This is a genomic window from Pseudomonas sp. 2 (assembly GCF_056627435.1).
On sequence record NZ_JBWXNG010000012.1, the window covers coordinates 211,482 to 226,765 of the forward strand.

Below are 15,284 nucleotides of genomic sequence, written 5' to 3' on the forward strand. Positions count from 1 at the left end.
TTTTATGGGCGCTGCTGAGGGGTTGGATTTACGCAATCTCTGTGGGAGCCGGCTTGCTGGCGAATGCGGCATGTCATTCAACAGCGATGGTGAGTGACTTATCGCGTTCGCCAGCAAGCCGGCTCCCACAAAATCTTCACGGCGGCGATTCAGATATCCGCCTCGATCCGCACCACCTCAATCATTTGATCCCCCGCCGGGCGCTTCCACACCACTTCATCGCCCACCCGCGCACCCAGCAGCGCCTTGCCCAATGGCGACGCCCAATTGATCAGATGGCGGCTGGCATCTGCCTGATCTTCACCGACCAATTGCACTCGTTGCTGATGATCCTGTTCGTCGGCGAAGGTCACCCAACTGCCGATCTGTACCTTCTCGGTGGAAAGTGCAGACGCCACCACCTGAGCACTGTGGACACGCTGACTGAAGTAGCGAAGATCGCGCTCGATATCGGCCAGACGCTGTTTGTCGCCGTGCTCGCCACGCGCGGTCTGCTCGCCGTGCTGCACCTGCAACGAGGCCACCTGCGCCTGCAACTGGGCAAGTCCGCTGGCGGTGACGTAATTGGGTTGCGTGCTGACCTGCCGCTCGACCGGCTGGCTGACCTGCGCGGCGGCGGCATCTTCGTTGACGAACGCCCGACTCATGGCGTGCTCCCTGTACATGGCTCATCACTGTTGGGCCATGTTGGCAGCTCGCAAGTTTCACCCGATGTCTGCAAGCGACCCTGCATTCAGTGAGAGCGATACGCCTTGGCCGCATCCTGGGTTTTTTGCTGCTCCCAGGCCCGGTCGCGGTCGTTCCATATACTGTCGCGTCCCTGATCCAGCAGATTGCGGTTTTCCAGCTGCGCCTGGCACTGGCGGAAACCGTCACCCCAGCCCTGGGCATACACCGTGTCGCGCAAATATCGCGGCACGTCCTTTTTGTACTGGCCCTTCATGGCATCGACCGACTGCCGCCCGCTGCCACAGCCATCTTGAAAACCGTCCGCAAATGCCGGCGGATAACCTTCGGCCAGCAACTGGTCGTGGGTAGACTGACAACCGGCGACAACCACAAGGCACCACAGCACAACCCAACGCACGTTCATATCCGTTTCCTCTACAGATATGAAAAGTCTAGAAGCGGATCTGTGAGTTATTTGTAAAAGAGGCGTGAGAAATCCATTGGCCGATGTCCGGTACAGAGCGATTAGTTCCACAATCCCGCCTGACGGCCGTTAAATCTGAAAAATCTTTTAGTAATTTTGTGCTTGAGGGCCTGAGAAGATGCAGGGTTGTTAAACTGTGGGGCTGCGCGCAACCGCTTTGGAAGATCAATGAACCTTAGAACCATCCTGATTCTTGGCGCTCTCAGCGCATTCGGCCCATTGGCCATCGACTTTTATCTACCCGGTTTCCCGGCCATGGCACTGGCGTTCGGCACGGACGAGAAACATGTGCAGATGACCCTGGCCTCTTATTTTCTGGGCTTGAGCATCGGCCAACTGGCCTACGGTCCGATCGCTGACCGGTTCGGTCGGCGGATTCCTCTGCTGTTCGGCGTTGGCCTGTTCACCCTGGCCTCGCTGGGCTGTGCGTTCGCGCCGAACCTGGAATGGCTGATCGTCGCGCGGTTCGTCCAGGCGCTGGGCGGCTGTGCCGGCATGGTGCTGTCGCGCGCCATCGTCAGTGATAAATGCTCGCCGGTCGAGTCGGCCAAGGTGTTCTCCCAGCTGATGCTGGTCATGGGCCTGGCGCCGATTCTGGCGCCGATGCTCGGTGGCCTGCTGGTCAACGTGTATGGCTGGCAATCGATTTTCCTCAGCCTGACCTTCTTCAGCGCGCTCACCGCCATCGCCGTGGCCGCCGGATTGCCTGAAAGCATGCCGGCCGGCCATCCCCGTCCGCCGCTGTCCGGCGCGCTCGGCTCGTATTGGGGACTCTTGGGCGACCGAATCTTCCTCGGGCACGCCTTGACGGGCGGGATTGCAATCGCTGGGATGTTTGCCTACATCGCGGGTTCGCCTTTCGTATTTATCAAGCTGTACGGCGTACCCGCCGAGCACTACGGCTGGCTGTTCGGCACCAACGCCGCGGGCTTCATTCTCGTGGCTCAGGTCAACGCCCGCCTGGTCGGGCGATTCGGGCCGGCCTGGCTGCTGTCCCGGGCCGTATGGGTTTACCTAAGCGCGGCGCTGGTGCTGCTCGGCATCGCGTCGCTGCACACCGAGAAACTCTGGCCCTTGCTGATTCCACTGTTCGTCTACATCGCGAGCCTGGGCTGCATCATCCCCAACGCTTCGGCCTGTGCCATGGCCGGGCAGGGCAAGCGCGCCGGCAGTGCCTCGGCGCTGCTGGGCTGCCTGCAATTCAGCGTGGCGGCGGGGGCTGCGGCGTTGGTCGGCGTCCTGCACGATGGCACTGCGGTGCCGATGGCGACAGTCATTACCCTTTGCGGGGTTTTGGCGATGACCCTCGCGATGATCACGCGGCGTGCCCAAGGCAAGCGCGATGCGCTGTTGGCGCGCACTGACGTTCGTATTTGATTTGAATGGCAGGACGAGACGCTTTTTTCGATCGAACCGGCTGATCGATGTTTCGTTCCTGCTTTTTTTCTTGCAGGAAGATGGAGTTTCAGTTGTAGGCAATTACTCGGTTATCTACCGGGCATTTATCTCAAGGCGTTAGTAAAAGCCGCATCGTCCTGCTATTGCAGCAACTAGCCGGTCTACGAAAGCCGTTCTCGCAAGAGCGGGCTTTACACTATGTTTCACACGGTCTGCGCAATCATCTGACGGGCCGTCCGCCACATCCCACTTCGCTGCCCGGTCGCAGCGCTTATACTACGCAGCCATAATGGATCCGATTCAGCAAAGGGGCCCGACACTGAATCGTGACATCCGTGAATCTGTATCGATTCAATACTCGTCCAGCTCAAAATCCCCATGGAATGATGTGGATCAACGCCCTCATCACGCCCGTGCAACGATGATGGCGGTACAGCTTGAGTGGCGAGTCGCCCACCGTAAAAGTCGAATGTTTCAACAGGGAGTGAATACATGGAACATCCACCTTGCATCAGCCAGATTGCCGCGCTGCTGGCCGATCCCAAACGCAGCGCCATGATGTGGGCGTTAATGGACGGCGCGTCGCGGGCGGCTGACGAGGTTGCATTGCTGGTGGGGCTGTCCACCTCGTCGGCGGGGGCGCATCTGGCGCGGCTGGCCTCGGGCGGGTTGCTGCGCCAGGAGGCGCGGGGGCGAAAGCGTTTCTTCAGGCTGGCAGCGCCCGAAGTCGGCACGGCGGTGCAGGCACTGGCCAGCGCGTCGATGGCCAGTACCGAGGTCGTCAATCGCAGCGTTGCCCAGCCGTTGCCGCCCTTGCCGTTGCGCCGGGCGAGTGTGTGCGCCGACCACTTGGGCGGCGATCTGGCAACCGACCTTTACCAGCGCATGCTCTGCGCCGGCTGGATCGAACAATCCGAGAATCGCCTGGAGGTGACCAGTATCGGGGTTTCCCGATTCGCCGAGCGCGGCATCTTCATTCCGGCACTGGCTCACCGCCAGCGCGAAACCGTGTGTGAATGCGCCGACTGCAGCGATCGCGGCCCGCATCTGGGCGGTGCGCTTGGGGCCGGATTGCTGCAACTGTTCATGCAACTGGGCTGGCTGCGGGCGACGGAAGACGCCAGCACCTTGCAGGTGTCCTCCAACGGCCAGCGGGAGATCAACAAGATCGCCGCGGCGGCGTAGGCCTGTGCAACCGTAGCAGTCCGGCTTGCCGGCGACAGGCCCTTGTGAGCTCCATCGCCTGCAGGTCGGACTGCTATGGATGACGCATCCGCTTACGGCTTGACCAACCGCGCATCCAGGCTGTTCTGCGCCAGGCGCCTGGCCTGATCCTGGGTCATGCCCAGATGCTCGTGCAGCGCCTGGAAGTTCTCGGTCACGTAACCGCCGAAGTAGGCCGGGTCGTCCGAGTTCACGGTCACTTTCACGCCGCGTTCGAGCATGTCCAGGATGTTGTGCTGGCTCATGTGGTCGAACACGCAGAGCTTGGTGTTGGACAGCGGGCAGACGGTCAGCGGAATCTGTTCATCGATGATGCGCTGCATCAGCCGTTCGTCTTCGATGGCGCGCACACCGTGGTCGATGCGCTGGATCTTCAGCAGGTCCAGTGCTTCCCAGATGTACTCGGGCGGGCCTTCCTCACCGGCATGGGCCACAGTCAGGAAGCCTTCGGCGCGGGCGCGGTCGAACACGCGCTTGAACTTGCTCGGTGGATGGCCCATTTCCGAGCTGTCCAACCCCACGGCTACAAAGGCGTCACGGAAGGGCAGGGCCATGTCCAGGGTCTTTTCGGCTTCTTCTTCGCTCAGGTGGCGCAGGAAGCTCAGGATCAGGCCGCTGTTCACACCCAGCTTGTGCTTGCCATCGTTCAGGGCGCGGGTGATGCCATCGAGCACTACTTCAAAAGGGATGCCCCGGTCGGTGTGGGTCTGCGGGTCGAAGAACGGTTCGGTATGAATCACGTTCTGCGCCTTGCAGCGCTCAAGGTAGGCCCAGGTCAGGTCGTAGAAGTCCTGCTCGGTGCGCAGCACGTCCGCGCCCTGATAGTAGAGGTCGAGAAACTCCTGCAGATTGTTGAAGGCGTAGGCCTTGCGCAGGGTTTCGACATCGTTCCACGGCAGCGCGATCTTGTTGCGCTCGGCCAGGGCAAACAGCAGTTCAGGCTCCAGCGAACCCTCCAGGTGCAGGTGCAGTTCAGCCTTGGGCAGGGCATTGAGCCAGTCGTACATGGTCTTTTCTCATCAGGTGCAATGGCAGGGATTCTACAGATTCATGGGCCACGGCTGGGTAAAAACCTGACCGGAAGGTTCAGCTGTCTTGAAACCTTTATTTACAAACTGCACTCTCACGGCTCGAATGGCACTCACTTCATGGACGCGCGACCACAGGTTGCAGAGGCAAGCACGCACGATGGGCACGGTACTCAAGCAAGAAAAATTTCTGTTGTTGGCGGTGATCGCTGCCTTTGCCGCCTATGGCTTCGAGCACGCGCTGCTGGGCAACGGCCACACGGTGGCGCTGATCGCCGGGATCGCGCTGGTGGTGTTCATCGTCTGTGCGTCGATGCGCGTGGCGCACCATGCTGAACTGCTCGCCGAGAAATTCGGTGACCCTTACGGCACCATGATTCTGACGCTCTCGGCAGTTTTGGTCGAAGTGGTCATCCTGGCGATCATGATGAGCAACGAGCCTTCGCCGACGCTGGTGCGCGACACGATCTACTCGGCGGTGATGCTGGACATCAACGGCATCCTGGGGCTCGCCGCGCTGATGGGCGGGCTCAAGCATGGTGAACAGTCCTACAACGATGATTCGGCCCGCTCCTATAGCGTGATGATCCTGACTGCCATGGCCGTTTCCATGGTGGTGCCGGAATTCATTCCAGAATCCCAATGGAAGATGTATTCGGGGTTCACCATCGGCGCGATGATCCTGTTGTATGGCTTGTTCCTGCGCATGCAGGTGGGGCCGCACAGTTACTTCTTCAGCTACAGCTATCCCGACAAGAAGCGCCGCAAGGAGCAGCCCGAACAAGCGCAAGAGGCGGTGAACCTGCCCCTGTCCATCGGCACGCTGGTGTTCGGCGTGGTGGTGATCGGTGCGCTGGCCGAGGTCATGTCCAAGACCATCGACCTGGGCCTGGAAGGCAGCGGCGCGCCGCCAGTCATGACCGCGATTCTGGTCGCCGCCATTTCCGCTGCGCCGGAAATCCTCACCGCCTTGCGCGCGGCCTTGGCCAACCGCATGCAGTCGGTGGTCAACGTCGCGTTGGGCGCGTCGTTGTCGACGGTGATTCTGACGGTGCCGGTCATGGAAGCGATGGCGCTGTACACCGGCCAGCCGTTCCAGATGGCGATGACGCCGGTGCAGACGGTGATGATCTTCGTCACGCTGCTGGTCAGTGCCATCAACCTCAACGATGGCGAGACCAACGCCATCGAGGGGATGACCCACTTCGTGCTGTTCGCGACGTTCGTGATGTTGTCGTTGATGGGGTCGTAAGCGCCGGTGGGTCGGCCTCTTTGTGGGAGTGAGCTTGCTCGCGAATGCATTCTGTCAGTCACATAGTTGTTTCTGATATTACGCATTCGCGAGCAAGCTCACTCCTACAGGGGGCTTTATTCAGTTGATCAGCTCTGCCGCTGCCTGTCGGTGATCGGCAATCAGCCCCTTGAGGTCCAGCCCTTCGACCTCGCCGTCGATCACCCGCCACTGGCCTGCGATCATCACCCGGTCAGCACGATCGGCCCCGCACAGCAACAGCGCCGAAACCGGATCATGGCTGCCGGAAAAACGCAGCTCATCGAGCTTGAACAGCGCAAGGTCCGCCTGCTTGCCCACAGCCAGTTCGCCGATGTCGGTGCGACCCAGCAATTTGGCCGAGCCTCGTGTGGCCCAGCCCAACGCCAGTTCGGGCGTAATCTTCTGCGCGCCATAACGCAGGCGCTGCAGGTACAGCGCCTGTCTGGCCTCCAGAATCATGTTCGAGCCATCGTTGGACGCCGAGCCGTCCACGCCCAGGCCAATGGCCGCGCCGGCAGCGGTCAGTTCCATGGTCGGACAGATACCGGACGCCAGGCGCATATTGGAACTGGGGCAGTGGCAGATCCCGGTGCCCGCCTGACCCAGGCGGCGGACTTCCTGCTCATTGAAATGAATGCCATGGGCCAGCCAGGTGCGAGGCCCAAGCCAGCCGACGCTGTCCAGGTAATCCACAGTGCGCAGGCCAAAGCGTTGCAGGCAGAAGTCTTCTTCATCCAGGGTTTCGGCCAGATGCGTGTGCAGGCGCACGTCGAGTTTTTCTGCCAGCGTCGCGCTCTCGGACATGATCTCGGTGGTCACCGAAAATGGCGAGCACGGCGCCAGCGCGATCTGGATCTGCGCACCGTCGCCACGCTGGTGATAGCGCTCGATCAGACGCAGGCTGTCATCCAGAATCACCTGCCCCTGTTGCACGGTTTGCTGTGGCGGCAGGCCGCCGTCCGCCTCACCCAGGCTCATGGACCCTCGAGTCAGCATTGCGCGCATCCCCAGTTCGCGAACGCTCTGCACCTGAACGTCGATAGCGTTTTCCAGGCCGTGCGGAAACAGATAGTGGTGATCGGCGGCCGTGGTACAGCCCGACAGCAGCAGCTCGGCGAGGGCAACCTTGCTGGCCAGCGCCAGTTTTTCCGGAGTCAGGCGTGCCCACACCGGATACAGCGTCTTGAGCCAGGGGAACAGCGGCTGATTGACCACCGGCGCCCAGGCCCGTGTCAGGGTTTGATAGAAGTGATGATGGGTGTTGATCAGGCCCGGCAGCAGTACGTGTTCGCGGGCATCGAACACCTGATCGCACGGACGCGCAGGCGTTTGCCCGGCGGCGAGCATTTCAACGATCACGCCGTCTTCGACCACCAGCCCGCCTCGGGCATCCAGGTCGTTGGCAGTGAACACGGCAAGGGGATTTTTCAACCAGATACGGATCGCGGGCATGGGCCGGCTCCTCTGAAAGTGGGTTCAGGTCGCCAGCTCAGTTATGCCCTGTCTGCTGATCCAGGGTCGCCGCGGCTTAGGAAGCGCCGCGAGGCGAGGGAAAGGAGTTTAGGGGGCTGTGTGATGAGTGATCAAGTATTGCTCGATTCACGCTGCTGTAAGGTGCATTGAAACGACTAGGCTCGCAGCGGCAGCAAGATCGACCAACGTATCCAGGCTGAACAGATCGACTCGACCGGACAGGAGGTTGGCAAAACGGGGTTTGGTGATCCCGAGCCTTTGCGCTTTTTCGGTATCGGTACCAGGCCACGCCTTGATTTGCTCGTTGAGCTCAATCATCAGCACGGATCTGACCTTCAGGTGCGCGGCTTCCTGTCGTGTATCCGCGAGCGCATCCCAGACACTGGCAAAAACCTGTTCTTCACTCATGTCCTTCCTCTCATCAAATCACGCAACCTGAGGGTCGCGAGATCGATATCACGTTTTTCTGTCTGCTGAGTCGTTTTGCGGAATGCGTGCAGTACGTAAACCGCGTCGGGAAGCGTCGCCAGAAAGATGATTCTGAACGCTCCTGACGCTTCCCTGACCCTGAGCTCCCTGACCCCGTGGCCCACCGACTTCATGGGTTTCCAATCTTCGACTTCCAGACCACGCTGAACTCTATCCAGTTGGTAGCCCGTTATCGCCTGAGCAGCACTCGGAAATGCCCGTATCCTATCCAGCGAGTCGCCCAAAAACTTTACCGGTTTCATATTCTGCATCCTGGCTCGACACGCACAAGTGTTATCTGTTTTGAAAACACTCACAGTCGGCTGGAGGATGCGCTGTACTCGGCTAACGCGGATTCGATCTGTGGGAAATGGCGCAGCAGGAATTTGATACATTTCCTCCGTCAGCGCACTGATCCGATATCGGGCCAGACGACCTCACCACGCAATCGTCTCCCCCTTGTAATTCACGAAGTGATGCCCGCCCTTCCCGGCAAAACGCTCCAGTTGCTCGACCATGCCGCGTACACTGGTCTGCACGTCGATGTCGGCGCCTTCGCCGCCCATTGCCGTGCGGACCCAGCCGGGGTGCATCGACAGAACGGTTGGCTTGTTATCGCCCAGTTGCGTGACGAAGGTGTTGGTCATGGAATTCAAGGCAGCCTTGCTGGCCTTGTACAGGGCCATTTCCGGAGCGTCGGGCATGGTGACGCTGCCCAGTACCGAGCTCATGAAGGCGATGATGCCGGTGCCCGGGCGGATCTGGTCGACGAAGCGTTTGGCGAGCCTGACTGGCGCGACGGCGTTGGTCAAAAACAGCTGGCCCAATTCTTCGGCAGTGGCGTCGGTGGGATTGCTGTGCAGCGGGCCCATGATGCCGGCGTTGACGAACAGAACGTCATACACCTGCCCCTTGAGATTGTGGACGAGTGCGTCCAGCGAGGCGGGTTGGTCCATGTCCAGGGTCTGGATGTGCACACCGGCGACCGCTTTGAGTTCGTCGGCCTTGTTCGCGTCACGAACGGTTGCCGTTACATCCCAGCCCAGCTCGCTCAGGCGCTGTACCAGTCCAAGGCCCAAGCCGCGTGAAGCACCGATGATCAGTGCAGTTTTTTTCGAGGTCATGATTGCGTCTCCTTGCATCAACAGGCAGTGGCAGGAAAGGGCCTAGCTTGCCACAGGGCGTCGCCATTGAGCCTGAACTTGATTCGTTCATTAAATTTGTGTGAAAAATGACCAAACGTCAGCAGGCGAGATATCCCCTGCGCTGTGGACAACCTTGCACCTATTATCCACAGCTTGCTCCACAGTAACTGTGCGCAAGCGCAAACCCTCGCTATAAGCGGCCTCGGGGTAGGAGCGAGTCGCGATAAGGCACTCTAACATCCTGTTTTTGCGATCGAATTTTGCGGTGGATAAGTGAATTGATCAAATACTGATCGAACTGCTACAGCCCACGCCGGGCAAGGGTTGTGGCCGAATGTGCTCAGCTTGTCCACAGGCAGGTGCACAGTAGATGTGGGCAATATGCCTGTTCACAAACACACGAAGATGACGCTCAGGTTTCGTCCCGGCGTCGCAAAACGATGCGTCCGCGGCTGATATCCGAAAGCTGGCGCTGAAAGGTGTCGATCTGCTCTGGGCCCAATGCGACAGTGAGGTCGACGCCGGTGGCGGTGAAGTCTTCCTGCTCCACCACGCCATTGAGCTCGGCCAGCCGCAGCTTCACCAGCGCCAGTTCGCTGAACGAGCAGTCGAACGTCAGGGCAATTCGATTGACCAGTGGCAAGCGCTCGGCCTGTTGCAGGCATTTGTTGGCACCGCCGCCGTAGGCGCGGGCCAGGCCGCCGGTGCCCAGTTGAATCCCGCCGTACCAGCGAATGACCAGCACCACCACTTGATCGAAGTCCTGCGCTTCGATGGCCGCCAGGATTGGCCGTCCTGCTGTCCCGCCGGGCTCGCCATCGTCGGTGCTGCGGTACTGCGCGCCGAGTTTCCACGCCCAGCAGTTGTGCGTGGCGTTCGGATCGCTGTTGCGCTCGATGAACGCCTGGGCTTCTGCCGGGCTGTTGATGGGCGCGGCGAGGGTGATGAAGCGGCTCTTGCGAATTTCTTCGCGAAACTCACAAGGGCCGACGAGTGTAGAAGGCATTGACGGTTCCAGCTGTAAGACAAAGTTCTGAAGCGCTCAAAGGGGCGGCGTCAGCCCACAACCCTTGAGGATGATTCTGATCAGATTATTACCAGCTTCTTCCATGTCCTGTTTGGTCAGGCGCGTGCGACCGGTGACCTGGCAGATCTGGGTGGCGAAGTCGGCATAGTGTTGGGTGCTGCCCCACAACAGGAAAATCAGGTGCACGGGATCGACCGGGTCCATCTTGCCGGCGTCGATCCAGGCCTGAAATACCGAGGCGCGGCCCATGAACCACTCGCGGTAGTCCTGACTGAAATACTCGTTCAGGCATTGGCCGCCGCTGATGATTTCCATGGCGAAGATCCGCGAGGCCTGGGGCTGACGGCGAGAGAATTCCATCTTCGCGCGGATGTACTGGGTCAGCGCCTCGGCCGGGTCATCTTCGACCTTGAGGTTATTGAAGGTGCTGTCCCACAACTCAATGATGTTGCTCAGGACCGCGACATACAGACCCAGCTTGTTGGTGAAGTAGTAATGCAGGTTGGCCTTGGGCAGCCCGGCATTCTGCGCGATGGTGTTCATGCTCGTGCCTTTGAAGCCGTGACGGGCGAACTCGTCTTCGGCGGCTTTCATGATCGTTTCTTCGTTTTTCTGACGAATACGGCTTGCCGGCTTGCTGGTGCTGACGCTGTGAGCAGGTACTTCAAGGGTCATGAGCGATTCCAGACGGATCATTGGCTGCGACGGGGTGAACTGATAACGCACCGGCGGCGATCCCACAAGGGTCGGCTGCGCAAATAGATTCAGCGCGTCGCAGCCAGACTCTCCAGAAAACTTTCCAGCACCAGATGCGGGCGGCGCCCTTTGCGGGTAACGGTCACCAGACTCAGATCGTAAAAGCGCGTCTGCGGTTTTAGCGCGCGCAATCGCCCTTGCTGGACCCAGAAACTGGCGTAGTGATCCGGCAGATAACCGATGTAGCGGCCGGTGAGAATCAGAAACGCCATGCCTTCGCGGTCCGACGCGCTGGCCGTGCATTTGAGGGCCTGATAGTGGGCCTGAATCTCGGCGGGCAGGCGGAACGTCGGCGCGATCGCTTCCTGGTCGGCCAGGCGCGCGTCATCGAGTTGGGCGTCGTCGACATAAAACAGCGGGTGGCCGACAGCGCAGTACAACAGCGAACGCTCGCTGTAGAGCGGCTGATATTCAAGACCCGACAAGGCGTTTGCCTGGGGCACCACGCCCACATGCAGGCTGCCATCGAGCACACCTTGCTCTACTTCGTTGGGCGCGACCATGCGGATATTGATATGCACGTCCGGCCCGCGCTCTTTCAGATGCGACAGGGCATGGGTGATGCGCATGTGGGGCAGGGTGACGAGGTTGTCGGTCAGGCCGATGTTCAGCTCGCCGCGCAGGTGTCGGTGCAGTCCGTTCACTTCTGTACGAAAACTCTCCAATGCACTCAACAGCTGCAGCGACGACTGATAGACCTCACGTCCTTCTTCTGTCAGAGAAAACCCCGCCCGCCCGCGTTGGCACAGACGCAAGCCCAAACGTTGCTCCAGGTCGCTCATCTGCTGGCTGATGGCGGAACGGCCAATGCCCAGCGCGCTTTCTGCCGCCGAGAAACCGCCCGCTTCGACGACGCTGCGAAAAATGCGCAAAAGACGGATATCGAAGTCGCTGACTTGCGCCAGAGGATCGGGACGGCGGGTGCTCATAGTTTAGTAACCGGCTAACTGAAGATCGTAAAAGTGATGTTTTTCGGACTTTATGCTCGTGGCAATTTAGCTGCAACCCGGTCCTGCTTCCTGATGCTGCGAAACGGTCAGGAAGACAGGCCACCCACACCCTTGTGAGGTTAATTCCAATGAATATGCCCGAATCGTCCGACATGTCTGTAGCCAGCCAGCTCAAGCTCGATGCGCACTGGATGCCCTACACCGCCAACCGAAATTTCCAGCGCGATCCGCGACTGATCGTTGCGGCAGAGGGCAGCTATCTGACAGACGACAAGGGGCGCAAGATCTACGATGGACTTTCGGGTCTGTGGACCTGCGGCGCCGGGCATACCCGCAAGGAGATTCAGGAAGCAGTCGCCAAGCAATTGAGCACGCTGGACTACTCACCGGCGTTCCAGTTCGGTCACCCGCTGTCGTTCCAGCTGGCTGAAAAGATCACCGACCTGACCCCGGGCAATCTGAACCACGTGTTCTACACCGACTCCGGCTCCGAGTGCGCCGACACTGCTGTGAAAATGGTGCGTGCCTACTGGCGCCTGAAAGGCCAGGCGACCAAGACCAAGCTGATCGGTCGTGCCCGTGGCTATCACGGTGTGAACATCGCCGGCACCAGCCTGGGCGGCGTGAACGGCAACCGCAAGATGTTCGGCCAGTTGATGGATGTCGATCATCTGCCTCACACCTTGCTGGCCAGCAACGCATTTTCCCGTGGCATGCCGGAGCAGGGCGGTATCGCGCTGGCCGATGAAATGCTCAAGCTTATCGAGCTGCACGATGCCTCGAACATCGCGGCGGTGATCGTCGAGCCGATGGCAGGTTCGGCCGGTGTGATCGTTCCGCCGCAGGGTTACCTGAAGCGTCTGCGTGAAATCTGCGATCAGCACAACATCCTGCTGATCTTCGACGAAGTGATCACCGGTTTCGGCCGCACCGGTTCGATGTTCGGTGCCGACAGCTTCGGTGTGACGCCGGACCTGATGTGCATCGCCAAGCAAGTCACCAACGGTGCGATCCCGATGGGCGCCGTGATTGCCAGCAGCGAGATCTATCAGACCTTCATGAATCAGCCGACGCCTGAGTACGCGGTTGAATTCCCCCATGGCTACACCTACTCGGCGCATCCGGTGGCGTGCGCGGCAGGTCTGGCAGCGCTGGATATCCTCAAACGTGAAAACCTGGTTCAGCAAGTGGCCGAGACCGCACCGCATTTCGAGAACTCGCTGCATGGCCTGAAGGGCAGCAAGAATGTCATCGACATCCGCAACTACGGCCTGGCCGGTGCGATCCAGATCGCTGCCCGTGATGGCGATGCCATCGTGCGTCCTTTCGAGGCTGCCATGAAGTTGTGGAAGGCCGGCTTCTATGTCCGCTTCGGCGGCGACACCCTGCAGTTCGGGCCAACGTTCAACAGCAAGCCGCAGGACCTGGACCGCATGTTCGACGCGGTGGGCGAAGCGCTCAACCAGATCGACTGATTCACCTTCTTTCATCAACAGGCGCAGCCTTGGTTGCGCCTGCGGGAACACTTTCTTCGGAGTTAACGCATGAGCACCATTGCACACCTGATTCACGGCGAGTTGGTCAGCGACAGCGGTCGTACCGCCGATGTCTTCAATCCGTCCACCGGTCAGGCGATCCACAAGGTTTCGCTGGCCAGCCGCGAAACGGTTCAGCAAGCCATCGACTCGGCCAAGGCTGCCTTCCCGATCTGGCGCAATACGCCACCTGCCAAGCGTGCCCAGGTGATGTTCCGCTTCAAGCAACTGCTGGAGCAGAACGAAGCGCGCATCGCCCAGTTGATCAGCGAAGAGCACGGCAAGACGCTGGAAGATGCCGCCGGTGAGCTCAAGCGCGGGATTGAAAACGTCGAATATGCCAGCGCCGCACCTGAAATCCTCAAGGGCGAGTACAGCCGCAACGTCGGCCCGAACATCGACGCATGGTCCGACTTCCAACCGCTGGGTGTGGTTGCCGGTATTACCCCGTTCAACTTCCCGGCGATGGTTCCGCTGTGGATGTACCCACTGGCGATCGCCTGCGGCAACTGCTTCATCCTCAAGCCTTCGGAGCGCGACCCGAGCTCGACGCTCCTGATCGCCCAACTGCTGCACGAAGCCGGCTTGCCCAAAGGCGTGCTGAACGTGGTGCACGGTGACAAGGTGGCCGTGGATGCGCTGATCGAAGCGCCGGAAGTCAAGGCGCTGAGCTTCGTCGGTTCGACGCCTATCGCCGAGTACATCTATAAGGAAGCGACTGCCCGCGGCAAGCGCGTTCAGGCACTGGGCGGCGCGAAGAACCACGCAGTGCTGATGCCGGATGCCGATCTGGACAACGCGGTCAGCGCATTGATGGGCGCAGCCTACGGTTCGTGCGGCGAGCGCTGCATGGCGATTTCGGTTGCCGTCTGCGTGGGTGATCAAGTGGCCGATGCACTGGTGGCCAAGCTCGTGCCGCAGATCAAGGCCCTGAAAATCGGTGCAGGCACCTCCTGCGGCCTGGACATGGGCCCGTTGGTCACAGGCCAGCATCGTGACAAGGTCAGCGGCTACATCGAAGACGGTGTCAGCGCGGGTGCCAAGCTGGTGGTCGACGGCCGCGGCCTGACCGTGGCCGGTCACGAAGACGGCTTCTTCCTGGGCGGCTGCCTGTTCGACCAGGTCACCCCAGAGATGCGTATCTATAAAGAAGAGATCTTCGGCCCGGTACTGTGCATTGTTCGTGTGAACAGCCTTGAGCAGGCGATGCAACTGATCAACGATCACGAATACGGCAACGGTACCTGCATCTTCACCCGCGACGGTGAAGCGGCGCGCCTGTTCTGTGATGAGATCGAAGTGGGCATGGTGGGCGTCAACGTTCCGCTGCCGGTGCCGGTTGCGTACCACAGCTTCGGCGGCTGGAAGCGTTCGTTGTTCGGCGATCTGCATGCCTATGGTCCGGACGGCGTGCGTTTCTACACCCGTCGCAAGGCCATCACTCAACGCTGGCCGCAACGCGCCAGCCATGAGGCGTCGCAGTTCGCGTTCCCTAGCCTCTAAAGGCAGCCACAAGCTGTAAGTTGCAAGCCGCAAGAAGGGGCGTCAGGCTCGTTCTTGCGGCTTTGTTTTTGTGTTTTGAAACTTTTCTGCAATAAGTGCTTGACGCGCCTCTCGATCTCTCTATAATTCGCCCCACTTCTGGCGCAGTCGGAACGAAAAACTCCTTGAGTATCAACGAGTTGAGCGTTTCGGATAGCAGGGAAAGGCTTCGATTCAGGTTGCTGAATCGGCAGCGGTGAAAAAGGCAGTTGACAGCAGGTGGTAACGCTGTAGAATTCGCCTCCCGCTGACGTGAGGCGCCAAGTCGAACGAAGCGCAAGTGGTTGAAGTTGATCAGGAAATTCTGAAAGA

General features: G+C 60.0%; 15 protein-coding genes and 1 pseudogene. 5 read left to right on the top strand and 11 right to left on the bottom strand.

Features of this window, described 5'->3' with window-relative positions; translation table 11 throughout:
* Nucleotides 1-149 precede the first annotated feature (149 nt).
* Both AC1MEK_RS20445 and AC1MEK_RS20450 read right to left on the bottom strand, forming a co-directional pair.
* On the bottom strand, nucleotides 150-647 hold the full coding sequence (locus tag AC1MEK_RS20445; protein WP_480398079.1) for a GreA/GreB family elongation factor: 498 nt from the start codon (nucleotides 645-647) through the stop codon (nucleotides 150-152).
* A gap of 86 nt (nucleotides 648-733) precedes the next feature.
* Nucleotides 734-1,093: a hypothetical protein gene (locus AC1MEK_RS20450; protein WP_480398080.1), complete on the bottom strand. Its 360-nt coding sequence runs from the start codon at nucleotides 1,091-1,093 to the stop codon at nucleotides 734-736.
* Nucleotides 1,094-1,321: 228 nt separating this feature from the next.
* Between AC1MEK_RS20450 and AC1MEK_RS20455 the strand changes: the two genes are divergently transcribed.
* Nucleotides 1,322-2,530, top strand: a complete 1,209-nt coding sequence (locus AC1MEK_RS20455) for a multidrug effflux MFS transporter (RefSeq protein ID WP_480398081.1) — start codon at nucleotides 1,322-1,324, stop codon at nucleotides 2,528-2,530.
* A 513-nt stretch (nucleotides 2,531-3,043) separates the two neighbouring features.
* Nucleotides 3,044-3,736: an ArsR/SmtB family transcription factor gene (locus AC1MEK_RS20460; protein ID WP_480398082.1), complete on the top strand. Its 693-nt coding sequence runs from the start codon at nucleotides 3,044-3,046 to the stop codon at nucleotides 3,734-3,736.
* Between the two features lie 92 nt (nucleotides 3,737-3,828).
* Here the strand turns inward: AC1MEK_RS20460 and AC1MEK_RS20465 are convergent, their stop codons facing one another.
* Nucleotides 3,829-4,782, bottom strand: a complete 954-nt coding sequence (locus AC1MEK_RS20465; RefSeq protein WP_480398083.1) for an adenosine deaminase — start codon at nucleotides 4,780-4,782, stop codon at nucleotides 3,829-3,831.
* Nucleotides 4,783-4,963: 181 nt separating this feature from the next.
* On the opposite strand from AC1MEK_RS20465, the gene AC1MEK_RS20470 reads away from it, so the two are divergent.
* Nucleotides 4,964-6,055 (top strand): calcium:cation antiporter, encoded by a 1,092-nt coding sequence (locus AC1MEK_RS20470; RefSeq protein ID WP_480398084.1) that lies wholly within the window; start codon nucleotides 4,964-4,966, stop codon nucleotides 6,053-6,055.
* A gap of 120 nt (nucleotides 6,056-6,175) precedes the next feature.
* On the opposite strand, the gene AC1MEK_RS20475 is transcribed toward AC1MEK_RS20470, so the two are convergent.
* The 7 genes from AC1MEK_RS20475 to AC1MEK_RS20505 all read right to left on the bottom strand — a co-directional run bounded on the left by AC1MEK_RS20475 (nucleotide 6,176) and on the right by AC1MEK_RS20505 (nucleotide 11,874).
* Entirely contained in the window at nucleotides 6,176-7,528 is a 1,353-nt protein-coding gene (locus tag AC1MEK_RS20475; protein ID WP_480398085.1) for an 8-oxoguanine deaminase, read from the bottom strand.
* 147 nt (nucleotides 7,529-7,675) lie between these two features.
* On the bottom strand, nucleotides 7,676-7,957 hold the full coding sequence (locus AC1MEK_RS20480; protein ID WP_480398086.1) for a helix-turn-helix domain-containing protein: 282 nt from the start codon (nucleotides 7,955-7,957) through the stop codon (nucleotides 7,676-7,678).
* Nucleotides 7,954-8,280 carry a type II toxin-antitoxin system RelE/ParE family toxin gene (locus tag AC1MEK_RS20485; protein WP_480398087.1) on the bottom strand — a complete coding sequence of 109 codons (327 nt, stop codon included), beginning with the start codon at nucleotides 8,278-8,280 and terminating at the stop codon, nucleotides 7,954-7,956. Before AC1MEK_RS20485 ends, AC1MEK_RS20480 begins: the two co-directional genes overlap by 4 nt.
* A 174-nt stretch (nucleotides 8,281-8,454) precedes the next feature.
* A complete protein-coding gene (locus tag AC1MEK_RS20490) occupies nucleotides 8,455-9,144 on the bottom strand; it encodes an SDR family oxidoreductase (protein WP_480398102.1) in 690 nt (229 codons plus the stop codon).
* A 430-nt stretch (nucleotides 9,145-9,574) separates the two neighbouring features.
* Nucleotides 9,575-10,168, bottom strand: coding sequence for an IMPACT family protein (locus AC1MEK_RS20495; RefSeq protein ID WP_480398088.1), 594 nt, complete (start codon nucleotides 10,166-10,168; stop codon nucleotides 9,575-9,577).
* A 36-nt stretch (nucleotides 10,169-10,204) separates the two neighbouring features.
* Nucleotides 10,205-10,864, bottom strand: coding sequence for a TetR/AcrR family transcriptional regulator (locus AC1MEK_RS20500; protein ID WP_480398089.1), 660 nt, complete (start codon nucleotides 10,862-10,864; stop codon nucleotides 10,205-10,207).
* An 89-nt stretch (nucleotides 10,865-10,953) separates the two neighbouring features.
* Nucleotides 10,954-11,874: a LysR family transcriptional regulator gene (locus tag AC1MEK_RS20505; RefSeq protein ID WP_480398090.1), complete on the bottom strand. Its 921-nt coding sequence runs from the start codon at nucleotides 11,872-11,874 to the stop codon at nucleotides 10,954-10,956.
* Nucleotides 11,875-12,023: 149 nt separating this feature from the next.
* Between AC1MEK_RS20505 and aptA the strand changes: the two genes are divergently transcribed.
* A complete protein-coding gene (gene aptA / locus AC1MEK_RS20510) occupies nucleotides 12,024-13,370 on the top strand; it encodes an omega-aminotransferase AptA (RefSeq protein ID WP_480398091.1) in 1,347 nt (448 codons plus the stop codon).
* Between the two features lie 69 nt (nucleotides 13,371-13,439).
* Nucleotides 13,440-14,933 carry a CoA-acylating methylmalonate-semialdehyde dehydrogenase gene (locus AC1MEK_RS20515; protein WP_480398092.1) on the top strand — a complete coding sequence of 498 codons (1,494 nt, stop codon included), beginning with the start codon at nucleotides 13,440-13,442 and terminating at the stop codon, nucleotides 14,931-14,933.
* Here AC1MEK_RS20515 and AC1MEK_RS20520 read toward each other — a convergent pair.
* A pseudogene (locus AC1MEK_RS20520) lies at nucleotides 14,930-15,284 on the bottom strand (hypothetical protein); the annotation flags it as partial. The gene AC1MEK_RS20515 and the pseudogene AC1MEK_RS20520 sit on opposite strands and share 4 nt — an antisense overlap.